This is a genomic window from Pseudomonas sp. NPDC087358, assembly GCF_044900785.1.
Lineage (GTDB): Bacteria > Pseudomonadota > Gammaproteobacteria > Pseudomonadales > Pseudomonadaceae > Aquipseudomonas.
The window spans coordinates 85,777-107,198 of sequence record NZ_JBJDOA010000013.1; the positions used below are offsets into that span (position 1 = coordinate 85,777).

Below are 21,422 nucleotides of genomic sequence, written 5' to 3' on the forward strand. Positions count from 1 at the left end.
ACTTGGTGAGGTGACGGGCGATGATAGCAATCGGCGGCTTAATTGCAGCTGAATGGCGGGCGGCCAGCGAGCAATGCTTGTGCCGAAGGCATGGGAGCCGGCTTGCTGGCGAATGCGCTGTGTCAGTCACCTTCAATGTTTGCGATGCTCCGTATTCGTCAGCAAGCCAGCTCCTACAGTTAGGTGGCAGGGCCGGGCGAAGGTTTCACCCAACAAAACCTGCTTATATCGACCATCCGCCTGTCGCCGCTGTCGTTCGGCACGCCCGACAGCTATAATCGGCCGCTTTCCTCAACGCCAAGACCTCTGAGACCATGACTGAGTCCGTTCTTGACTATATGACCCGCCTGGGTCGCGCCGCCCGCGAAGCCTCGCGTGTGATCGGCCGCGCCAGTACCGCGCAGAAAAACCGCGCGCTGGCTGCCACCGCCGCTGCGCTGGACGCTGCCCGCGACGAACTGACCGCCGCCAACGAGCAGGATCTAGCCGCGGGCCGCGCCAATGGTCTGGAACCTGCCTTGCTCGAACGTCTGTCCCTGACCCCGGCTCGCATCGACAGCATGATCGCCGGTCTGCGTCAGGTCGCAAGCCTGCCTGATCCAGTGGGCACCCTGCGCGACATGAACTTCCAGCCATCGGGCATCCAGGTGGGCAAGATGCGCGTGCCACTGGGGGTGGTCGGGATCATCTACGAGTCGCGTCCGAACGTGACCATCGACGCCGCCAGCCTGTGCCTGAAATCAGGCAATGCGACGATCCTGCGCGGCGGCTCCGAAGCCATCCATTCCAACCGCGCCATCGCGACCTGTATCCAGCGCGGCCTGGCCGAAGCCGATCTGCCGGCAGCGGTGGTGCAGGTCGTCGAGACCACCGACCGTGCTGCGGTCGGTGCCCTGATCACCATGCCCGAGTACGTGGACGTCATCGTTCCGCGTGGCGGCAAGGGTCTGATCGAGCGCGTCAGTCGTGACGCCAGAGTGCCGGTCATCAAGCATCTGGACGGTATCTGTCACGTCTATGTCAGCGCCCACGCCGATCTGGCCGCGGCCCAGCGCATCTGCTTCAACGCCAAGACTTACCGCTACGGTATCTGCGGTGCGATGGAAACCCTGCTGGTCGATCAGGCGATTGCCGGCGACTTCCTGCCACAGATGGCGGCCCAGTTCCGCGAGAAGGGCGTCGAGTTGCGCGGCTGCCAGCGTACCCGCGATCTGATCGACGTGGTCCCGGCCACCGAAGAAGACTGGCACACCGAGTACCTGGCGCCGATCCTGTCGATCCGTATCGTCACCGGGCTGGATCAGGCCATCGAACACATCAACCACTACGGCTCGCATCACAGTGATGCCATCGTCTCCGACTCCCAGAGCCAGACCCGCCGTTTCATGGCGGAAGTCGACTCCAGTTCGGTGATGGTCAACGCACCCACCAGCTTTGCCGACGGTTTCGAGTACGGCCTGGGGGCGGAGATCGGCATCTCCACCGACAAGATTCACGCCCGTGGCCCGGTTGGCCTCGAGGGGCTGACGTGCGAGAAGTACATCGTCATCGGTGACGGTCAGCAGTTGCGCGGGCAGGGGCCAGCCTGACTTGGCCGAGATTGAGCGGCACGCAGGCAAAAATGCGAAAGCTGTGGTCGAACCTGCCGGGCAACCGGGTTCTGCCGCGCGCACGCCCAAACGCATCGGTATGCTGGGCGGAACGTTCGACCCGGTGCACATCGGTCATTTGCGCGGCGCGCTGGAAGTCGCCGCATTGCTGGAACTCGATGAGTTGCGTCTGACGCCCAGCGCCAGGCCGCCTCATCGCGATACGCCAAGTGTTTCGGCGCATGACCGTCTGGCGATGGTCCGCAGCGCTGTCCAGGGCGTGCCGCCACTGACGGTGGATGACCGCGAGCTGTTGCGCGACAAGCCGTCATACACCATCGACACGCTGGAATCGATGCGCGATGAACTCGCCAGCGATGACCAGCTGTTTTTACTGTTGGGATGGGACGCCTTTTGCGGGCTGCCCTCCTGGCATCGTTGGGAAGAGTTGCTGGAGCACTGCCATATCGTGGTGCTGCAACGCCCGGATGCCGACAGCGAGTCGCCGGATGCCATGCGCAATCTGCTGGCGGCGCGAGCGGTCAGCGATCCGAAAGCCCTCAAGGGGCCCGGCGGACACATTACATTCGTCTGGCAGACACCGCTTGCAGTGTCTGCCACCCAGATCCGTCAACTGCTGGCCAGCGGGAAGTCGGTACGTTTTCTGGTGCCAGACGCGGTACTGGCCTATATCGATACGCACGGGCTTTACCGTGCGTCGAACTGAAGGTGTGTTTCGACGCAGCCAAGAGCGCGAAGAAACACCCAAACATACGAGCTGAATGAGTTTTATATGACGAACAAAGATGCAGTGACCGTAAACCCGATGATCAAAGTGATCACCGATGCCCTGGAAGACGTGAAGGCTCAGGACATCCAGGTTCTGGACGTACGCGAAAAACAAAGCATCACCGACTACATGATCATCGCGACCGGTACTTCGAACCGCCAGATCAATGCGATGCTCGACAAGGTCCGTGAAGAGGTCAAGAAGAACGGCCTCAAGCCATTGGGTGAAGAAGGCAAGGGCGACAGCGACTGGGTGCTGCTGGACCTGGACATCGCCATTGTTCACATGATGACCGCCTCGGCGCGTCAATTCTACGACCTGGAGCGCCTGTGGGCGGGTGCCGAACAGAGCAGGTCGCTGAGCGCTGCGCATCACAGCCCGGAAAATACCCATGAGCATTTCGCCAAGCTCAACAAAGGCCAGGAATAAGGGCTCATTGTGCGTCTGCGTCTGATTGCCGTCGGTTCACGCATGCCTAAATGGGTGGAAGAAGGCTGGCATGAGTATGCCAAGCGTCTGCCATCCGAACTGGCGCTGGAGCTGGTAGAGATTCCACTCAACACCCGGGGCAAGAACGCCGACGTGGCACGCCTGATTCGTCAGGAGGGTGAGGCGATGCTGGCGAAAGTGCAGCCCGGCGAGCGGATTGTCACCCTTGAAGTGCACGGCAAACCGTGGAGCACCGAGCAGCTGGCAGTCGAACTGGACCGCTGGCGCCTGGATTCGCGCACGGTGAATCTGATGGTCGGCGGCCCCGAAGGGCTGGCGCCTGAAGTCTGCGCCCGTGCCGAGCAGCGTTGGTCGTTATCCCCCTTGACGTTGCCGCATCCGTTGGTGCGCATCCTCATCGGTGAGCAGATCTATCGTGCCTGGACGGTTTTGTCCGGTCACCCTTATCACAAGTAGCGCCGCTGCCTCCACTGTGAACACGCCCTGAATGTCTCAGCCGATCCGCCTGAAAGACCACGAAAAGGACGCACGTCTTGTGCGCAGCCGAGTCGTGGTCGGTGCAGTGGCAGTCATCGTGCTGATCTGCGTGCTGGTGGCGCGGCTGTATTTCCTGCAAGTCATCCAGTACGACTATCACTCGACCCTGTCGGAAAACAACCGGGTCCATGTGCAACCGATCCCGCCGAGTCGCGGCCTGATCTTCGACCGCAATGGCGTGGTGATCGCCGACAACCGCCCAAGCTTCAGCCTGAGCATGACCCGCGAGCGTTCCGGCGACTGGGCGCAGGTGCTGGACACCATCGTTCAGGTGCTCGAACTGACCCCGGACGACCGGATCATCTTCGAAAAACGCATGAAGCAAGGGCGGCGGCCGTTCGAGCCGGTGCCGATCCTGTTCGAGCTGGACGAGGAGCAGATCGCCCGGGTGGCGGTCAATCAGTTCCGCCTGCCGGGCGTTGAAGTGGTCGCCCAGCTGGTTCGTCATTATCCGCAGGGTGCGCATTTCGCCCACTCGGTCGGCTACATGGGGCGGATCAACGAGAAGGAACTCAAAAGCCTGGATTCGGTGAACTACAGCGGCACCCATCACATGGGCAAGACCGGCATCGAGCGCTTCTACGAGCCTGAGCTGCACGGCCAGGTTGGTTATGAAGAAGTCGAAACCAACGCCCGCGGGCGCGTGCTGCGTGTGCTCAAGCGTACCGATCCGGTGCCGGGCAAGGACATTGTCCTGAGCCTCGACATCCAGCTGCAGGAAGCCGCCGAGGCCGCGCTGGCCGGGCGCCGTGGCGCTGTCGTGGCGCTTGATCCAAGTACCGGCGAAGTGCTGGCAATGGTCAGTCAGCCAAGCTTCGATCCCAATCTGTTCGTCACCGGCATCAGCTTCAAGGCCTATTCCGAGCTTCGCGATTCGGTCGACCGGCCGCTGTTCAATCGCATTCTGCGCGGCCTGTATCCGCCCGGTTCGACCATCAAGCCAGCAGTGGCCATCGCAGGGCTGGACTCAGGGGTTATCACCGCCAGTACACGGGTTTTCGATCCCGGCTACTACATGCTGCCCAACTACGATCACAAGTACCGCAACTGGAACCGCACCGGCGACGGCTGGGTCGATCTGGACACGGCAATCATGCGTTCCAACGACACCTACTTCTATGATCTGGCGCACAAGGTCGGCATCGATCGGCTGTCGGCCTACCTCAACAAGTTCGGCATCGGCCAGAAGGTCTCTCTGGACATGTTCGAGGAGTCGCCGGGGTTGATGCCGTCCCGCGACTGGAAGCGTGTGACGCGCCGCCAGGCGTGGTTCCCGGGGGAGACCCTGATTCTCGGCATCGGCCAGGGCTACATGCAGGCGACGCCGCTGCAGCTGGCTCAGGCTACGGCGCTGGTCGCCAACAAAGGCAAGTGGAATCGGCCGCACCTGGCCAGAACCATCGAAGGCCAGAAACCGGTGGATGCCAACCCGATGCCGGATATCGTGCTGCGTGATCCGTCCGACTGGGCCAAGGTCAACCACGGCATGCAGCAGGTGATGCACGGCGCCCGCGGCACCGCGCGCAAGGCGGCAGTCGGCGCGCAATACCGCATCGCCGGCAAGAGCGGTACGGCGCAAGTCGTCGCCATCCGCCAGGGCGAAAAATACGATCGCTCGAAAGTACAGGAGCGCCATCGCGACCACGCCTTGTTCGTCGGCTTCGCGCCTGCCGATAACCCTAAAATCGTCGTCGCCGTGATGATCGAGAACGGCGAGTCGGGTTCCGGCGTGGCGGCGCCTGTCGTGCGTCAGGTCATGGACGCCTGGCTACTGGACCGCGAAGGTCATCTGAAACCCGAATACGCCAGCAATACACTGCCTCCGGAGACCGCGGCCCGTGAAGAGTAATTTCGACCGCATCCTCTCCAGTGAAGATGTGATGCGCCGTCGCGCCACCTTCCTGCAGAAAATCCATGTTGACGGCCCTCTGCTGATCCTGCTGCTGACGCTGGCCGCGGGAAGTCTGTTCGTCCTGTATTCGGCCAGTGGCAAGAGCTGGGACCTGCTGATCAAGCAAAGCACCTCGTTCGGCATCGGCCTGGTATCGATGTTTGTGATTGCCCAGCTGGAGCCACGCTTCATGGCTCGCTGGGTACCGATTGCCTATGTCTTGGGACTGTTGCTGCTGGTGGCGGTCGACGTCATGGGCCACAACGCCATGGGTGCGACACGCTGGATCAACATCCCCGGAGTGATCCGCTTTCAGCCCTCCGAGTTCATGAAAATCATCATGCCGGCGACCATCGCCTGGTACCTGTCCAAACGCACCCTGCCGCCGCATCTCAAGCATGTGGCGGTCAGTCTGGGGCTGATCGGTCTGCCGTTCATTCTGATCGTGCGCCAGCCGGACCTCGGCACCTCGCTGCTGATTCTGGCCTCCGGCACCTTCGTGCTGTTCATGGCGGGGCTGCGCTGGCGCTGGATCATCAGCGTGATTGCCGCTGCGGTGCCGGTCGCCGTGGCCATGTGGTTCTTCTTCATGCATGACTACCAGAAGCAGCGGATCCTGACTTTTCTCGACCCTGAAAGCGATCCGCTGGGCACCGGCTGGAACATCATTCAGTCAAAGGCGGCCATCGGTTCGGGTGGTGTCTTCGGCAAGGGCTGGCTGCTGGGCACACAGTCTCACCTGGACTTTCTCCCGGAAAGCCACACTGACTTCATCATCGCGGTGCTCGGCGAGGAGTTCGGCCTGGTGGGCATCTGTGCGCTGCTGCTGATCTATCTGTTGCTGATCGGTCGCGGCCTGGTGATCACCGCGCAGGCACAGACGCTTTACGGCAAATTGCTGGCGGGCAGCCTGACCATGACGTTTTTTGTTTATGTTTTCGTCAACATCGGTATGGTCAGCGGTTTGCTGCCGGTCGTGGGGGTGCCTCTGCCCTTCATTAGCTACGGCGGAACTTCGCTGGTTACACTGCTGTCAGCGTTTGGGGTTTTGATGTCGATCCATACCCATCGCAAGTGGATCGCTCAGGTTTGATTACAGTGAATAACCAGTCAGGTTTTAAGGTCAGGAACTCAATGCAAGTAGTGCGTGGCTGGGCTGCTCGATATGTGCCGCTGGTCGGTCTGATGGGCATCCTCGGTTCAGTGCAGGAGTCGCTTGCCGGTGACTACGAAGGCTCGCCCCAGGTCGCCCAGTTCGTCAGCGATATGACCCGGGATTACGGCTTTGCCGGTGAGCAGTTGATCGAGATTTTTCGCGATGTGCAGCGCAAGCAGTCGATTCTCGACGCGATTTCACGGCCAGCCGAACGGGTAAAGCCGTGGAAGGATTATCGCCCGATGTTCCTCACCGACGCGCGCATCGCCCGCGGTGTGGACTTCTGGCGACAGCATGAGGCGGTGCTCGCGCGCGCCGAACAAGAGTACGGCGTGCCGGCTCAGGTGATCGTCGCAATCATTGGTGTCGAGACGTTTTTCGGCCGTAATACCGGAAATTATCGGGTAATAGACGCATTATCGACACTGAGTTTCGACTATCCTCCCCGTGCGGACTTTTTCCGCAAGGAGCTTCGTGAGTTTCTTCTGCTGGCTCGCGAGGAGCAGGTGGACCCGTTGACGCTCAAGGGTTCGTACGCAGGTGCCATGGGTTTACCGCAGTTCATGCCGAGTAGCTTTCGCGCTTATGCGGTGGATTTTGACGGAGACGGACATATCAATATCTGGAACGACCCCGATGACGCCATTGGCAGTGTCGCCAGTTATTTCAAGCGTCATGGCTGGGTCGCCGGCGAGCCCGTGGTCAGCCGCGCCAGTGTGCGCGGTGACGCGGTTGACGACGGTTTGAGCCCCGGCATCGATCCGGTGAAGACGGTTGGGGAGTTGCGAGCCTTGGGGTGGGCGAGTCATGATGCGCTGCGCGATGATATGCCGGTCACGGCTTTTCGCCTGGACGGCGACAACGGCCCTGAATACTGGATGGGTTTGAAGAATTTTTACGCGATCACGCGTTACAACCGCAGCGTGATGTACGCCATGGCCGTACATCAGCTGTCTGAACAGCTTGTTCAAGCTCGGGGCGTCAAGTAATGCGGTCATTGCCGATGCAACAACCATTGAAGCTGATGGCCTTCGCGGCGCTGACATTGCTGGTCGTCAGTTGCTCCACCAGCCGCCCGGCGCAGCAGGGCAATGTGATTCGCTCGCAGCCGGGGCTGGACATCAACAGGGCGCATAAAGATGGCGCACCATGGTGGGACGTCGACGTATCGCGCATTCCCGATGCCGTACCGACCCTGCACACCGGTCCCTACAAAGCCAACCCCTATACCGTCCTGGGCAAGACCTATTTCCCGCTCAGTGACTCCAGGGCGTATGTCGCCACCGGTACTGCCTCCTGGTATGGCACCAAGTTCCACGGCCAGAACACCGCCAACGGCGAAGTCTATGACCTGTATGGCATGAGCGCGGCGCACAAGACCCTGCCGCTGCCCAGCTACGTTCGCGTCACCAACCTGGACAACAACCGGACCGTGATTCTGCGGGTCAACGATCGTGGGCCGTTCTATTCGGACCGCATCATCGACCTTTCCTACGCGGCGGCAAAAAAACTCGGTTACGCCGAAACCGGTACCGCGCGAGTGAAGGTCGAGGGGATCGACCCTGCGCAATACTGGGCGCAACGAGGCAAGCCTGCGCCATTGATGCTTGATCAGCCGCAGGTGGCCAGCAATCCGCCGCCCGTGCAGCAGGCTGCGGCGCCGGTAATCACCGCCTCGGCGGGCACTATCGAACAATGGACGCCACCGCCGCAGCAACACGCCGCGCCGGTCTCGCCGGTTCCGATCGATGCAAAAAAAAACGCTTCCGGACCAGCGTCTGGGCTGTTTCTCCAGGTGGGAGCCTTCGCCAACCCGGACGCTGCGGAACTCCTGAGGTCCAAATTGAGCGGGATGGTGCGGGCTCCGGTTTTCGTGAGTTCGATAGCGCGCAATCAACAGACGCTCTACCGCGTACGGATGGGGCCGGTCGACACGCCGGGTGAAGCCCAGCAACTGCAAAACAGCGTCAGGTCGGCCAATCTGGGCTCACCCAGCGTAGTCACGTCGGATCAGTGATTCGGCCCTCGGCAACGAGGACGGATCGACGTTGCCTGGCAGACGACTTGCCGCCAGAGCGAGCGTTGTCAGCAGCTTTTTTCGGGGTCATCTGTAGAATGTGACCCCGTTCGCCAGGGTAGCCTGGCCCATAGCTTTGCCCGCGAGGGCATGTTTGCCCATTAGCATTTTCGAGAGACGGATGAACATCACCACCTTTGCAAAACGCCTTTGCCTGCTTATCCCGCTATTCACCGCGCCTGCCGCGTTCGCGGCAGAACAGATGACGCCATCGCCACCGCAACTGGCTGCCAAGGCATATGTGCTGATGGACGCCAACAGCGGCAACGTCCTGGTCGAAAACAATGGCGACCAGCGTCTGCCACCGGCCAGTCTGACCAAGCTGATGACCGCTTACATTGCCACCCTGGAAATCCGTCGCGGGCAGATCGGTGAAAACGATCCGGTGACCATCAGCGAAAACGCCTGGCGTACCGGCGGCTCGCGGATGTTCCTGAAGGTCGGCAGCCAGGTCAGCGTCAGCGACCTCTTGCACGGCATCATCATCCAGTCGGGTAACGACGCCAGCGTTGCGCTTTCCGAGCACATCGCCGGTAGCGAAGACGCTTTCGCCGACATGATGAACAAGACCGCGGGCGATCTGGGGATGGTCAATAGCCACTTCATGAACCCGACCGGCCTGCCGAACCCTGATCACTTTGCCACTGCCCATGACATGGCGCTGCTGGCCCGCGCGATCATCCATGAAGACCCGGCTCACTACGCGATCTACTCGCAGAAGGAATTCTTCTGGAACGGCATCAAACAGCCCAACCGCAACCTGCTGCTGTGGCGTGACAAGACCGTTGACGGTCTGAAAACCGGTCACACCGAAGAAGCCGGCTACTGCATGGTGTCTTCGGCTGTTCGTGATGGCATGCGTCTGATCGCTGTCGTCTTCGGTACCAACAGCGAGCAGGCTCGTGCCGCTGAAACCCAGAAGCTGTTGACCTACGGTTTCCGTTTCTTCGAAACCCAGACCTTCTACCAGAAGGGCACCGAACTGGCTCAGGCGCCGGTCTGGAAGGGCGCCGAGCATCAGGTCAAGGCCGCTCTGGCTGACGACCTGTCCATGACCATGCCTAAAGGCGAGATGAAGAAACTCACCGCCAGCATGACCATGAGCCCGAAACTGGTCGCCCCGATCGCCAAAGGCGATGTCATCGGTCAGGTTGAGGTCAAGCTGGAAGACAAAGTCGTGCGCACCGCTAATCTCATCGCTATGGACGCGGTCGAGGAAGGTGGTATCTTCCGCCGCCTGTGGGATAGCATCCGCATGTTCTTCTACGGTCTGTTCAACTGATCACGGATTGATCGTTTAGCGACCGTTGCACTGTACGCCCCCGCCGCTTCGCGGTGGGGGACTGTCCGTTTTCCGGCTTACGAGGCCGTTACTGCCATGACAGATTCCGAAGTTAAAGCACCAAAAATCGAATTCCCTTGCGCCGACTACCCGATCAAGATCATCAGCGACACCGGCGTGGGCTTCACCGACAAGGTCATCGAGATCGTCAAGAAACACGCAACGGTCATCGATGAGAAACAAGCTGAGCGCCAGAGCAGCAACGGCAAGTACACAACCGTGCAACTGCATATCATCGCGACCGGGCAAGAACAGCTTTACGACATCAATAGCGAGTTGCGGGCCACCGGTTTCGTGCACATGGTGCTCTGATGGGCGAGCGTCTGGGCTTTCGTGATCTCGGATTGATCGACTACGAGCCCGCCTGGCAAGCCATGCAACGCTTCACCGATGGGCGCACACGCGATACCGCTGACGAAGTCTGGCTGGTCCAGCACCCGGCGGTGTTTACCCAGGGTCAGTCCGGCAAGCCCGAACACTTGCTGCTGCCGGGCGATATTCCGGTGGTACAGGTCGATCGCGGCGGTCAAGTGACTTATCATGGCCCCGGTCAGCTGGTGGCTTACCTGATGCTGGATGTGCGGCGTCTGGGTTTTGGCGTGCGTGAACTGGTCACCCGGATCGAGCGCAGCCTGATCGATCTGCTGGCCGGTTACGACGTCGCGGCAGCAGCCAAACCCGACGCGCCAGGGGTCTATGTCGATGGGGCGAAGATCGCTTCTTTGGGGCTTCGTATCCGCAACGGCTGTTCGTTCCACGGTCTGGCGCTGAATGTCGACATGGATCTGGACCCCTTTAAACGGATTAATCCCTGCGGGTATGCGGGGCTGGCAATGACCCAGCTGCGCGAGCACGCAGGTCCGATTGAATTTGCCGAGGTTAGTGCCCGGCTGCGCGCGCAGCTCGTCAAACACCTCGACTACGCTGAGCAGACGACCCTAACGGGCGGAATCGATTGATATGACTACTGCGCATGAGACGGCAGACACTGCCGTGCAAACCCTGATCCCGACAGTGAATGTGGCCACCCCAGAGCGGGCAGCACGTCCGAAAGTTGAAGCTGGCGTGAAGCTGCGCGGCGCGGAAAAAGTTGCGCGCATCCCGGTGAAGATCATCCCGACGGTGGACTTGCCGAAGAAGCCTGACTGGATTCGCGTGCGCATTCCCGTATCGCCCGAAGTCGACCGCATCAAGGCCCTGCTGCGCAAGCACAAGCTGCACAGCGTCTGCGAAGAGGCGTCCTGCCCGAACCTGGGCGAGTGCTTCTCCGGTGGTACCGCGACCTTCATGATCATGGGTGACATCTGCACCCGTCGCTGCCCGTTCTGCGACGTGGGTCATGGCCGTCCGAAAGCGCTGGATACTGACGAGCCGAAGAACTTGGCCGTGGCCATTGCCGATCTCAAACTCAAGTATGTCGTGATCACTTCGGTTGACCGCGATGACCTGCGTGACGGTGGTGCTCAGCACTTTGCCGACTGCATTCGCGAGATTCGCGCGCTGTCGCCAAATGTACAACTGGAGACCCTGGTGCCCGATTACCGCGGTCGCATGGACATCGCGCTGGAAATCACCGCCGCGACGCCACCGGACGTGTTCAACCACAACCTGGAAACCGTGCCGCGTCTGTACAAGGCTGCGCGTCCGGGTTCGGACTACCAGTGGTCGCTGACGCTGCTGCAGCGCTTCAAGGAGATGGTCCCCCACGTGCCGACCAAATCCGGCCTGATGCTGGGCCTGGGCGAGACCGACGAGGAAGTCATCGAGGTAATGCAGCGCATGCGCGAGCACAACATCGACATGCTGACGCTGGGTCAATACTTGCAGCCATCGCGCAGTCACTTGCCGGTCCAGCGCTTCGTCCACCCGGACACCTTCGCCTGGTTCGCCGAAGAAGGCTACAAGATGGGCTTCAAGAACGTCGCCTCCGGTCCCTTGGTGCGCTCCTCGTACCATGCCGACGAACAGGCCAAGCTGGTCAAGTCGCTGCTCACCGCGAGCTGATGGGCTAATCGTTTCCGGCGAGCCTCTGAAGCTGCGTTGTGCCGCAGAGGTTCGACGCCTGCACGTAGGAACGATCAAAAAGGGCCGGATATCAGTATCCGGCCCTTTTTTGCCTGCGATTCGTTGACCCCGTCCTCGGGGCTTGTGAGCGCCGGCTCGCCGACGTCATGTGTGCAGTCCGCAACGGAGCGCGGGCTTCTGCCGAAGGCGTGGGAGCCAGCAAGCCGGCTCCTACAGGTCATGCGCGAGCCCTTACGGCTTGCGCAAGTTATCCAGCAGTTCGTGCGTCGGGTAACCATCAGCCGGCCAGCCGAATGACTGTTGGGCGCTGCGGATGGCTTTGCGCGTGTTGGCGCCGATGATCCCGTCTGGCGTGCCAGCGTCATACTGGCGGGCGGATAGCAGGGTCTGCAGTTCGATACGCTCGGACCTGCTCAGAGGGCGATCGCCTCGTGGCCACTGGCCGATCACATAACCGCCGCCGCTAAAGCGCTCCGAAAGCAGCCCGATGGCCAGCGCATAGGACGAAGAGTTGTTGTATTTCAGGATCGCCCGGAAGTTATCCATCACCAGAAATGCCGGGCCCTTGTATCCGGCCGGCAGCAGCAAGGCCGCTTGTTGCTGCAACAGGTTGGCAGGCAGTGCCGAGCCATCCGGCAGCTTCAGACCCGATTGCTGCCATTGCACCAGGGACTTGCGAGTAGATGCATCGGCCAAGGCGTAGTCGAAACCCTGGCCCAATTGCACTTCCAAGCCCCACGGCTGACCTTTCTGCCAGCCTGAGCTTTGCAGGTAGTGGGCGGTCGAGGCCAGTGCGTCGACCGGCGAGTTCCAGATATCGCGGCGGCCATCGCCATCGAAGTCCACGGCGTGGGTGTTATAGGTCGTGGGGATGAACTGAGTCTGCCCCATCGCGCCAGCCCAGGAGCCCAGCATGCTCGGCGCATCGATGTCGCCGTGCTGGATGATCTGCAGCGCGGCAATCAGTTGATCCTGCGCGAACTGCGGACGGCGGCCCTCATACGCAAGCGTTGCCAGTGAGCGAATCACCGACTGAGTACCCTGGAATTGCCCGAAGCTGCTTTCCATTCCCCAGACAGCGACCAGTGCCTGGCGGTCCACGCCGTAGCGCTGCTCGATGGCCGTCAGTGCGTCGGCGTACTGTGCCAGCAGCGCTTGCCCCTTGCGCACCCGCACGGCAGACATGGCGCCGTCCAGGTATTCCCATACCGGTCGGGTGAATTCAGGTTGGCTACGGTCGGCCTTGACCACGCTCATGTCCGGCGTGACGCCGGCAAACGCGCTATCGAAGATGTCGGGGCGCACGCCAGCCGCCAGCGCTTGAGCGCGGAACATGCTCCGCCACTCGCTGAAACTCATCGCAGGCTGGATTTCGAAATTCGCGTCGTCCGGCTGGGCCACGGCGGAGGGTACCGTCGGCGCGGCTTTGGCGACATTCAGAGGGGCGGCTTGGAGGGGGGTGGCGACGGCAGCGGTAGGTTGCTCCGCGCAGGCGACCAATACGAAGAGGCTGGAGGCCGCAATCAGCTGGCGAACATGCCAACGACGGGGAAAGCTAGAGGGCATTCTGGGGTCCACAGGGATAAACCGTAAGGTGCAGACCTTAACATGCCGGCCGAGTATCCGAACCCCCGTATGGCCGAAGGCAGTCCTGATTTGCAAGACCATGTGAATGAGCGGTGCGCACGCATGCACTTACGGCATGCGCAGCCGGTGTGCAGGCAAGGCACGCGGTTACAGTCTATTGGCGGCACTGGACCTGACGGCTGAGCGATCATGGCACGCTTTCATGCTCATCTCTACTGTCACTTTTGACAGCTATTCAATGCCCTGATTAAGGGTTTGAATGACGTTGCGCTCTGCCGAAAGACGCTGTCATGCGCTCTTTCAATCCCGCAGTGGTGACCCGGTGGAGGGTAGGAGTCGGACCGTATGGCGAATGACCAGACCCAATAATCACAACTCTGCTGTCGGGCATGTTCCTTCTAAGCACTTGAATGCAGCATGGCTATCGCGAAATGTTCTTGGGTACTGTCATTTATGACAGTTGTGGCAATCGGGAAGTCTCGGCACATTTGCCACTCAAGGGCGCAGTAACGCAACAACAAGACACGACTCGCCCCAGTCGCCTACATAACATGAAGTGCAGGCGCACTGTCATCTCTGACAGTAGACAGCGCCTCTGGAGGTAGATTTACTGACTGTGTTGCTGGCGCTGGGTGAGAGGCGCCACCTCGCCGCTGAAGTTCCTGTGCCTGCAAAGGATTCGTATGCCCAGCATGGAGGCTTGAATGAACATCAAAAATATCGCTGCGCTGGCGCTTGCGCTCTGTTTGACGGGCTGCTCGCTTCAAGATGATCACGCGCCAAATTCGCCTGGTAACGAGCCGCATCTATCTTCTTCAACTCATGCAGCTTTGGCCACTGGGCCGGCGGTGGCGCAGGCGCTGAGACAGCGTTACGCCGATAAACGGGAAAATTGTGGCAAAGACTCGATGCCGGCATTTCTGTGGTCGGGAATCATCCTACGAGGCACGGTTGCCTCCACAAGCTATGACTCCTGGAATCCAAGTCCTACCGCCGTCCGAGTGGGAGGCGTGTCCTTCTCCTTTCTGAGGGCAGACTACAATATGAAGCGTTTGGCAAACAACTACACTAACGGTTTCATGCTGACGCCCATATTGAGTACGCCAAGGGAAAAATACAAAATGGCGATTTTGTGTTTCTTTCCTATCGACGGTACTTCCAACAGCCGCACCGACGCAGGCTGCGGTACCAATACTCGGTATCCAAAGGACAGTGCTCCTTGTAATGACCAAGGTATCTTTACTGCAGAAGGGTGGAGAGATCACTTCAATCGAAGACCTAGCGATTATGACTGGCGCTGCAGCTTTGATGTCAGAGATGCCCTTAATGCTGTGGCGGGGCGGAACTTCTATCAAGGCATACTCGGTGGACGGCTGGTTGCTCAAAAAGCCTTCGAAATACCCAATGATTTGAAAATTGAGGTATGGCCTCAAAATATACCGGAGCAACTTCCGATAGAGGCTTTCTTCTACATTTCCCAAGCGGGATTGTCGGGAGCGCAGCATGATCAGCAGCGCTTTTACTCACTTACCCATATTGCAGTACCCATCATCTCCGTGAAGCTGGCGACCAGTGTGAATGGTACTGCGACCTTTGAATATGTAGCCAGTGATCAGGTTGTTACTATCCCGTGAACCCAAAATGGCATGACGCGTTCCATTCAGGCGGCCATAACGGAAGAAGCCTCCCAATCTCTCGACTGGAAGGCTTCGCGGCGGTAGCTGCCTTTGCCCTTGGCTGATGGTTCCTGACGGCTGCGGAACAGTGGCTGGGCGATGATGGATTTGGCCTTGTTCGGCCGTTTTTTTGGCTTGCTCATGGCGGGTCTCTCTTTTCCAGGGTGGGTGAAGCGCGGACGATCATCGGGCAGATGAGCGTGGGCGTCTAATTGATCTGCGCTATCGCGCAAGCGCTGAAGCTTGATGCCTATCTGCGTAGGAGTGAGCTTGCTCGCGATGCGTTTCCAGCAGTCGCCACAGCGTTGTCTGAAAAAATCGCGAGCGAGCCCACTCCTACAGGAGGAATGCAGTGAGGACGTAAATGAACGAGCGTTACTCCGAAGGCAACGCCAGCCTTTGCCCGGCCATCAGCAGCGACAACCGGCTCAGGCTGCTCCAGACCGAGCCTTGGGCCTGACCCTTGATCTGCGCGTCGATATGTTGCGCGTCAATCAGCAACTGCCCCCAGCGTCGGGCCGAGTGCCGTTGCAAGGCTTTGCTCATCAGCGGCTTGCGCTTGTCCCAGATCGGTGGCCGGGCCTGGCTGAAGGCCTTGTCCAGTGGTACGCCCTGGCTGTATTGCAAGGCCAGGTTGGCCAGCACCCGCAGCTCCCGGGAGAGCGCCCAGAGAATCACCGGCGGCTCGACCCCCTCACCGCGAAGCCCTTCGAGCATGCGCAACGCGTGAGCGGGCTCGCCATTGAGGATCGCATCGGTCAGACCGAAGACATCGAAGCGCGCGCTGTCTGCCACCGCCGCCTGCACGGTTTCGACGCTGATGGTGCCTTGCTCGGCCATCAGCTTGAGCTTTTCGATTTCCTGCGCGGCCGCGAGCAGGTTGCCTTCGACGCGCGCTGCAATCAATTCAACGGCATCGGGACTTGCCGCCAGACCGGCCTGCGCCAGGCGTTGACGAATCCACTGCGGCAACTGGCTGGCATCCACCGGCCAGATTTGCACGAACTGCGTTTGTGCACCCTCCACCAGCGCCTTGCCCCACTTGGTCTTCTGCGCCGAACCATCGAGCTTGGGCAGGCTGATCAGCAGCAGGGTGTCTTCGGCAGGGCGGCTGCAATATTCAAGCAACGCTGCGGCGCCTTTGTCCCCGGGTTTGCCGGAGGGCAGGCGCAGCTCAAGCAGCCGGCGTTCGGCGAACAGCGACATGCTGGCGCCCGCCTGCAGCAAGGTGCCCCAGTCGAAACTGGAGTCGGCGCTGAATACCTGCCGCTCATCGAAACCCTGCTGGCGAGCGGCCGCACGGATGGCGTCGCAGGCTTCCTGGCACTGCAGCGGGTCATCGCCACTGACGATATAGACAGGCGCCAGCGCACCCTGGAGGTGTTTGGCGAGTTGGGCGGGGGCGAGTTTCATGATTCAGGAAGAGGTTGGGGCCGCAGGCGCGGCCCCAATGCCATCACTTGGTCGGGAATTCGATAGGAGACTGCTGAGGTGTCTCGTCGCGAACCCGTTGAGCTGCGGCTTCGGCGTCGGCTTGTGCGCGGGCAGCGGCGTCAGCCTTGGCTTGCAGTTCGTCCAGACGTTCAGGTGTCAGCTGTTGCAGGCGTGCGACCATCTTCTGTACCAGCTCGGCGCGCATTTCCTTGCGGATCTGGTCGGCTTCCTGGTCGGAACCGATCAGGTTGTTGCCGTCGTGAATGAAGGTTTTCTGTGCCTGCACGTTGTCATCGAGCAGCAGGACGTCCTTGGTGCCGTGGATTTCGTATTTCAGTACGGAGGTCAGCTCGTATTCGGCCGAACCGCCCGAACCTGCGTAGCTGGCGGTGCGCTGGGTTTCATCTTCGCGGGCCAGGAACAGTTTGTACTGAGCGCCGGTATAAACGTGTACGCCGCTGTTGGTCAGGGTCTGACGCAGCTGGGTAACGACGTCGCCGTAGACATCACGTGCGCTCAGGTCCAGCTCCTTGATCGACAGGGCATTGGTGCCGGTGCCGCGCAGCTGGAAACCGCAGGCGCTCAGCAACACCGCGAGGCCCATTACCAGCAGATTGCGTTTGATCATCTTGTTATTCCCCTTGAATCCGTTTGAGCCCGAAAGTGCGGGCCCTGCAAGTGTGTTCGGCGCCTGGCCACACCAGGCGCCCGATCCAATCAGCTGGCGACGATGTTCACCAGTTTGCCGGGTACCACGATCACTTTGCGGATCGTCAGGCCGTCGATGAAGCGCAGAACATTCTCGTTGGTCCGTGCGGCCGCTTCGACTTCCTCGCGGCTGGCGCTGGCGGGCATTTCGATCTGACCGCGCAGCTTGCCGTTGACCTGAATCACCAGTTGCAGGGTGTCCTGCACCAGCGCCGACTCATCCACCACCGGCCACTTGGCGTCGATGACCGGATCAGCATGGCCCAGTACATTCCACAGCTCGTGACTGATGTGCGGAGTGATCGGAGCCAGCAGCAGGGCGACGGTCTCAAGACCTTCCTGCAGCAGCGCGCGGTCCTGTTCGCTGGCCTGCGAGGCTTTTTCCAGAACGTTCATCAGCGTCATCACCTGGGCGATGGCGGTGTTGAATTTGTGGTGTTGACCTACATCCTGGCCGGCTTGCCTGATCGCCAGGTGAATGGCACGGCGCACGGCCTTCTGCTCATCGCTCAGGGTGATCTTGTCCAGGGCACCCGGCAGACCGCCAGTGACGTGAGCCTGGGCCAGACGCCAGACGCGCTTGAGGAAGCGATGCGAGCCTTCGACGCCGGAGTCGGACCATTCCAGGCTCATGTCGGGCGGCGAGGCGAACATCATGAACAGGCGGCAGGTGTCTGCGCCGTACTGGTCGATCATCGACTGCGGGTCGACGCCGTTGTTCTTCGACTTGGCCATCTTCTCGATGCCGCCGATTTCCACCGGCAGGCCGTCGGCCATCAGCTTGGCGCCGATGATCTTGGCCTTGCTGTCACGTTCGAACTCGACGTCGGCCGGGTTGAACCAGGTCTTGCTGCCATTGGCTTCCAGGCGATAGAAGGTCTCGGCGACCACCATGCCCTGGGTCAACAGGTTCTTGAATGGCTCGTTGGAACTGACCAGGCCTTCGTCGCGCATCAGCTTGTGGAAGAAGCGCGCATACAGCAGGTGCAGGATCGCGTGCTCGATACCGCCGATGTATTGATCGACTGGCAGCCAGTGGTTGGCAGCCTTGGGGTCGACCATGCCGCCTTCGTAATGAGGCGAGGCGTAACGGGCGAAGTACCAGGACGACTCCACGAAGGTGTCCATGGTGTCGGTTTCGCGCTTGGCCGGTGCGCCGCATTTCGGGCAGCTGCACTCATAGAATTCAGGCATGCGCGCCAGCGGCGAACCGGCGCCGTCCGGGACCACGTCTTCGGGCAGCTTGACCGGCAGCTGGTCTTCCGGGACCGGCACATCGCCACAGGTATCGCAGTGAACGATCGGAATCGGGCAGCCCCAGTAGCGCTGACGGCTGATGCCCCAGTCACGCAGGCGGAACTGGGTGCGCGACTTGCCCAGGTCCTTCTTGATCAGGGCCACTTCCATGGCGTCGAAGGCACCGGCGAAATCCAGGCCGTCGAATTCGCCGGAATTGATCAGCTGGCCGTGTTCGTTATAAGCGTCCTGCCATGGCGCGGGGGTTTCGTCGCCCGCACTGGTGCGCACCACCGGTTTGACCGGCAGGTTGTACTTGGTGGCGAATTCGAAATCGCGCTCGTCGTGGGCAGGGACGGCCATGACCGCGCCGTCGCCGTAGTGCATCAATACGTAGTTGGCGACCCACACCGGCAGTTTTTCGCCAGTCAGCGGGTGCTCGACGAACAGCGGGGTCGGCAGGCCTTTCTTTTCCTGGGTGGCGACGTCGGCTTCGGCGACGCTGCCGCTCTTGCATTCGTGGATGAAGGCTTGCAGCTCGGCAGCCTTGTCCGCAGCCATGCGCTCGAGGGCCAGGGTCGCCAACGGGTGCTCGGCGGCCACAGCGACGTAGGTCGCGCCCATCAGGGTATCCGGACGGGTGGTGAACACCTTCAGGGTGCCAGCTTCGCCGATCGAGGCCTGATCGTACGGGAACTGCACTTCCATGCCGCGGGATTTGCCGATCCAGTTGCGTTGCATGGTCTTGACCTGCTCGGGCCAGCCCGGCAGCTCGTCCAGACTCTCCAGCAGCTCATCGGCGTAGGCCGTGATCTTGAAGTAGTACATCGGGATTTCGCGTTTTTCGATCAGCGCGCCAGAACGCCAGCCGCGCCCGTCGATCACTTGCTCGTTGGCCAGGACGGTCTGGTCGACCGGGTCCCAGTTCACGGTGCCGTTCTTGCGGTAGATCACGCCTTTTTCGAACAGGCGAGTGAACAGCCATTGTTCCCAGCGATAGTAGTCAGGCTTGCAGGTGGTGACTTCGCGCGACCAGTCGATCGCCAGGCCCAGGCTCTTGAGCTGGGTCTTCATGTAGGCGATGTTTTCGTAGGTCCACTTGGCCGGGGCGACGTTGTTCTTCATCGCGGCGTTTTCCGCCGGCATGCCGAATGCGTCCCAGCCCATGGGCTGCAGCACGTTCTTGCCCTGCATGCGCTGATAGCGGGCAATCACGTCGCCGATGGTGTAGTTGCGCACGTGACCCATGTGTAGCTTGCCGCTGGGGTAAGGGAACATCGACAGGCAGTAGTACGTGTCCTTGCCTGGCTGTTCACTGACTTCAAAAGACTTTTGCTCTTCCCAGAAGGTCTGGGCGGCGGCTTCGATTTCGCGGGGCTGATAGAGTTCGTGCATGGCTACTTTTTACTAGAGATTGGTGACCCTTGACCTCTTCGCTGCAGTCCCGGAGCGGATGGGCGTCGCTTGCCTGGCTGGGCCGTCGGCGGCGCGATGCATTCGTGGCCGGGTGAGCGGAAGTGGAATTACAGGAAGCGCCGTAGCATACATGAGGCCTGACTATCGAGGGAAACCCTATTGCGTCCTCGATACCCTCCAGCCGCCACGCGCCGCCGTTGGTCGCGGCATCGCGCCGGTTTTTGCAGTGCCGCTAAGCTCATTTACGAGGGTATGTGTCTATCTTCAGTGAGGTGAACGGATGGCTGAGCTGCGGCACCAAGTAAAGAAACCTGATCTGTATGACCGTTTGATCGATCGTCTGGGGCTGGCCCTGGACATGGCGAAAACAGCAGTCCGGCTTCGCAATGAATACCCCACTGAGCTGGAGTTGCGTGGATTGAGCCATGCCGAATTCCAGTTGATCGAGGCGTATCTGGATAGAAGCGAAGCCGTGGTGAAAGAGGATTCATCGAACACCAGGAAAGGGAGTTCCAACACTTCACGGGAGCCTTCGGAGCCGATCCGCGCCCCGCACCCTCCAGCCAATGTCATCTGGCTGAAGGATCAGCGTCGCGCCAAGGTGTCGGCAAAGTTGAGTCGTTACAGTTCCAGCAAACATTCCAAGCGTTAACCTTCGCGGGCTTTGGTCCCGTCTGATTAAGCATTGTTGCTTAGCGTCATTCCTTTTAGGCTTCGGGCATCTGTTGGAGATGCTCGATGCCTTTTCGTTACTTCATCAAGAACCTGTTGCTGCCCCCTGGCCTCTTCCTGCTGTTGCTGCTGCTTGCCTGGTGGTTGAGAAATTCCCGCCCAAGGCTTGCGCGAGTGCTGTTCGTAATCGGCCTGGGTGGGATGTGGGCGATGAGCCTGCCGATAGTCGTGCAGTGGTCGGCCCAAGGGATCGAACGCATTGCACCTCTGCCGCAGAGCGAGTGGGCGACGCTGGGCCAGCGCGCCGACGCCATTGTGGTATTGGGCTCGGGGCGTGAGCGCAATGACCCGAGCTGGGGCGGCGATATCCCGACCGGCGTGGCGCTTGAACGCATGAGGTATGCGGCGCGTCTGTCGAAGGCCTCGGGGCTGCCGATCCTCACCACCGGTGGCTTGCACTATGGCGAGCCGCCGAGCGAAGCCGCCATCATGGCCGATTCGTTGCGCGATGATTTCGGCGTGACTGCGCGTTGGCAGGAAGGGCAGAGCCGCACGACCTGGGAAAACGCCAGAATGAGCGCTGAAATCCTTCAGCCGCAGGGCATCAAGCGCGTGGTCGTGGTCACTCAGGCCTGGCATATGCCACGTTCGGTGTGGAGCTTCGAGCAGGCCGGCTTCAGTGTCGTGCCCGCCCCGGTGGGGTTCCTGAGTGTGGATAACGCCAGGCCCTTCGGCGGCTGGGCCCCGGAGGCCAGGGCGGTCTGGCAGAGCGGGCAGCTGTTGAATGAAGCCGCAGGGCTGGTGGCGTATCCGCTGTTTTATCGGTGATTGCGGTT

At 60.6% G+C, this 21,422-nt stretch carries 20 protein-coding genes; 15 read left to right on the top strand and 5 right to left on the bottom strand.

What is annotated here, in order from left to right; genetic code table 11:
- Positions 1 to 314 precede the first annotated feature (314 nt).
- The 12 genes from ACI2KS_RS24630 (at position 315) to lipA (ending at position 11,836) form a co-directional block, all read left to right on the top strand.
- A complete protein-coding gene (locus ACI2KS_RS24630; protein WP_404623614.1) occupies positions 315 to 1,589 on the top strand; it encodes a glutamate-5-semialdehyde dehydrogenase in 1,275 nt (424 codons plus the stop codon).
- Positions 1,590 to 1,632: 43 nt separating this feature from the next.
- The gene (nadD, locus tag ACI2KS_RS24635; RefSeq protein ID WP_404623615.1) at positions 1,633 to 2,316 is read left to right on the top strand and encodes a nicotinate-nucleotide adenylyltransferase; all 684 of its coding nucleotides are present in this window, start codon (positions 1,633 to 1,635) and stop codon (positions 2,314 to 2,316) included.
- 66 nt (positions 2,317 to 2,382) lie between these two features.
- Positions 2,383 to 2,808 carry a ribosome silencing factor gene (gene rsfS / locus ACI2KS_RS24640; protein WP_404623616.1) on the top strand — a complete coding sequence of 142 codons (426 nt, stop codon included), beginning with the start codon at positions 2,383 to 2,385 and terminating at the stop codon, positions 2,806 to 2,808.
- A gap of 9 nt (positions 2,809 to 2,817) precedes the next feature.
- A complete protein-coding gene (gene rlmH / locus ACI2KS_RS24645) occupies positions 2,818 to 3,285 on the top strand; it encodes a 23S rRNA (pseudouridine(1915)-N(3))-methyltransferase RlmH (RefSeq protein WP_400597531.1) in 468 nt (155 codons plus the stop codon).
- A gap of 31 nt (positions 3,286 to 3,316) precedes the next feature.
- Positions 3,317 to 5,215 carry a penicillin-binding protein 2 gene (gene mrdA / locus ACI2KS_RS24650; protein WP_404623617.1) on the top strand — a complete coding sequence of 633 codons (1,899 nt, stop codon included), beginning with the start codon at positions 3,317 to 3,319 and terminating at the stop codon, positions 5,213 to 5,215.
- Positions 5,216 to 5,246: 31 nt separating this feature from the next.
- Positions 5,247 to 6,350 carry a rod shape-determining protein RodA gene (gene rodA / locus ACI2KS_RS24655; protein ID WP_404623682.1) on the top strand — a complete coding sequence of 368 codons (1,104 nt, stop codon included), beginning with the start codon at positions 5,247 to 5,249 and terminating at the stop codon, positions 6,348 to 6,350.
- A 41-nt stretch (positions 6,351 to 6,391) separates the two neighbouring features.
- A complete protein-coding gene (gene mltB / locus ACI2KS_RS24660) occupies positions 6,392 to 7,402 on the top strand; it encodes a lytic murein transglycosylase B (protein WP_404623683.1) in 1,011 nt (336 codons plus the stop codon).
- Positions 7,402 to 8,430 (top strand): septal ring lytic transglycosylase RlpA family protein, encoded by a 1,029-nt coding sequence (locus tag ACI2KS_RS24665; protein ID WP_404623618.1) that lies wholly within the window; start codon positions 7,402 to 7,404, stop codon positions 8,428 to 8,430. Before mltB ends, ACI2KS_RS24665 begins: the two co-directional genes overlap by 1 nt.
- Positions 8,431 to 8,611: 181 nt before the next feature.
- Positions 8,612 to 9,772: a D-alanyl-D-alanine carboxypeptidase family protein gene (locus tag ACI2KS_RS24670; protein ID WP_404623619.1), complete on the top strand. Its 1,161-nt coding sequence runs from the start codon at positions 8,612 to 8,614 to the stop codon at positions 9,770 to 9,772.
- A gap of 96 nt (positions 9,773 to 9,868) precedes the next feature.
- The gene (locus ACI2KS_RS24675) at positions 9,869 to 10,144 is read left to right on the top strand and encodes a DUF493 domain-containing protein (RefSeq protein ID WP_404623620.1); all 276 of its coding nucleotides are present in this window, start codon (positions 9,869 to 9,871) and stop codon (positions 10,142 to 10,144) included.
- Positions 10,144 to 10,791, top strand: coding sequence for a lipoyl(octanoyl) transferase LipB (lipB, locus tag ACI2KS_RS24680; protein WP_404623621.1), 648 nt, complete (start codon positions 10,144 to 10,146; stop codon positions 10,789 to 10,791). Before ACI2KS_RS24675 ends, lipB begins: the two co-directional genes overlap by 1 nt.
- Position 10,792: 1 nt before the next feature.
- Positions 10,793 to 11,836, top strand: a complete 1,044-nt coding sequence (lipA, locus tag ACI2KS_RS24685) for a lipoyl synthase (RefSeq protein ID WP_404623622.1) — start codon at positions 10,793 to 10,795, stop codon at positions 11,834 to 11,836.
- A gap of 252 nt (positions 11,837 to 12,088) precedes the next feature.
- Here lipA and ACI2KS_RS24690 read toward each other — a convergent pair whose 3' ends face one another.
- Positions 12,089 to 13,423 carry a lytic murein transglycosylase gene (locus ACI2KS_RS24690; RefSeq protein WP_404623623.1) on the bottom strand — a complete coding sequence of 445 codons (1,335 nt, stop codon included), beginning with the start codon at positions 13,421 to 13,423 and terminating at the stop codon, positions 12,089 to 12,091.
- 725 nt (positions 13,424 to 14,148) lie between these two features.
- Between ACI2KS_RS24690 and ACI2KS_RS24695 the strand changes: the two genes are divergently transcribed.
- Positions 14,149 to 15,078, top strand: a complete 930-nt coding sequence (locus ACI2KS_RS24695) for a halovibrin HvnA (RefSeq protein WP_404623624.1) — start codon at positions 14,149 to 14,151, stop codon at positions 15,076 to 15,078.
- A gap of 26 nt (positions 15,079 to 15,104) precedes the next feature.
- Here ACI2KS_RS24695 and arfA read toward each other — a convergent pair whose 3' ends face one another.
- From arfA to leuS, 4 genes are all read right to left on the bottom strand, one after another.
- On the bottom strand, positions 15,105 to 15,263 hold the full coding sequence (arfA, locus tag ACI2KS_RS24700) for an alternative ribosome rescue factor ArfA (protein WP_404623625.1): 159 nt from the start codon (positions 15,261 to 15,263) through the stop codon (positions 15,105 to 15,107).
- Positions 15,264 to 15,495: 232 nt separating this feature from the next.
- On the bottom strand, positions 15,496 to 16,533 hold the full coding sequence (gene holA / locus ACI2KS_RS24705) for a DNA polymerase III subunit delta (RefSeq protein ID WP_404623626.1): 1,038 nt from the start codon (positions 16,531 to 16,533) through the stop codon (positions 15,496 to 15,498).
- Positions 16,534 to 16,576: 43 nt separating this feature from the next.
- A complete protein-coding gene (lptE, locus tag ACI2KS_RS24710) occupies positions 16,577 to 17,182 on the bottom strand; it encodes an LPS assembly lipoprotein LptE (protein WP_404623627.1) in 606 nt (201 codons plus the stop codon).
- Between the two features lie 89 nt (positions 17,183 to 17,271).
- Positions 17,272 to 19,893, bottom strand: coding sequence for a leucine--tRNA ligase (gene leuS, locus ACI2KS_RS24715; protein ID WP_404623628.1), 2,622 nt, complete (start codon positions 19,891 to 19,893; stop codon positions 17,272 to 17,274).
- 301 nt (positions 19,894 to 20,194) lie between these two features.
- Here leuS and ACI2KS_RS24720 point away from each other — a divergent pair, with 301 nt between their 5' ends.
- Positions 20,195 to 20,566, top strand: coding sequence for a hypothetical protein (locus ACI2KS_RS24720; protein WP_404623629.1), 372 nt, complete (start codon positions 20,195 to 20,197; stop codon positions 20,564 to 20,566).
- A gap of 86 nt (positions 20,567 to 20,652) precedes the next feature.
- Positions 20,653 to 21,414 (top strand): YdcF family protein, encoded by a 762-nt coding sequence (locus ACI2KS_RS24725; protein ID WP_404623630.1) that lies wholly within the window; start codon positions 20,653 to 20,655, stop codon positions 21,412 to 21,414.
- Positions 21,415 to 21,422: the final 8 nt, after the last annotated feature.

Coding starts and splice junctions, on each gene's coding strand:
- lptE (WP_404623627.1), bottom strand. CDS start 17,182: ATGATCAAACGCAATCTGCTGGTAATGGGCCTCGCGGTGTTGCTGAGC.
- arfA (WP_404623625.1), bottom strand. CDS start 15,263: ATGAGCAAGCCAAAAAAACGGCCGAACAAGGCCAAATCCATCATCGCC.
- rodA (WP_404623682.1), top strand. CDS start 5,247: ATGCGCCGTCGCGCCACCTTCCTGCAGAAAATCCATGTTGACGGCCCT.
- rsfS (WP_404623616.1), top strand. CDS start 2,383: ATGACGAACAAAGATGCAGTGACCGTAAACCCGATGATCAAAGTGATC.
- ACI2KS_RS24720 (WP_404623629.1), top strand. CDS start 20,195: ATGGCTGAGCTGCGGCACCAAGTAAAGAAACCTGATCTGTATGACCGT.
- ACI2KS_RS24670 (WP_404623619.1), top strand. CDS start 8,612: ATGAACATCACCACCTTTGCAAAACGCCTTTGCCTGCTTATCCCGCTA.
- ACI2KS_RS24725 (WP_404623630.1), top strand. CDS start 20,653: ATGCCTTTTCGTTACTTCATCAAGAACCTGTTGCTGCCCCCTGGCCTC.
- ACI2KS_RS24630 (WP_404623614.1), top strand. CDS start 315: ATGACTGAGTCCGTTCTTGACTATATGACCCGCCTGGGTCGCGCCGCC.
- ACI2KS_RS24675 (WP_404623620.1), top strand. CDS start 9,869: ATGACAGATTCCGAAGTTAAAGCACCAAAAATCGAATTCCCTTGCGCC.
- lipB (WP_404623621.1), top strand. CDS start 10,144: ATGGGCGAGCGTCTGGGCTTTCGTGATCTCGGATTGATCGACTACGAG.
- holA (WP_404623626.1), bottom strand. CDS start 16,533: ATGAAACTCGCCCCCGCCCAACTCGCCAAACACCTCCAGGGTGCGCTG.
- ACI2KS_RS24690 (WP_404623623.1), bottom strand. CDS start 13,423: ATGCCCTCTAGCTTTCCCCGTCGTTGGCATGTTCGCCAGCTGATTGCG.
- leuS (WP_404623628.1), bottom strand. CDS start 19,893: ATGCACGAACTCTATCAGCCCCGCGAAATCGAAGCCGCCGCCCAGACC.
- mrdA (WP_404623617.1), top strand. CDS start 3,317: ATGTCTCAGCCGATCCGCCTGAAAGACCACGAAAAGGACGCACGTCTT.
- ACI2KS_RS24695 (WP_404623624.1), top strand. CDS start 14,149: ATGAACATCAAAAATATCGCTGCGCTGGCGCTTGCGCTCTGTTTGACG.
- lipA (WP_404623622.1), top strand. CDS start 10,793: ATGACTACTGCGCATGAGACGGCAGACACTGCCGTGCAAACCCTGATC.
- mltB (WP_404623683.1), top strand. CDS start 6,392: ATGCAAGTAGTGCGTGGCTGGGCTGCTCGATATGTGCCGCTGGTCGGT.
- ACI2KS_RS24665 (WP_404623618.1), top strand. CDS start 7,402: ATGCGGTCATTGCCGATGCAACAACCATTGAAGCTGATGGCCTTCGCG.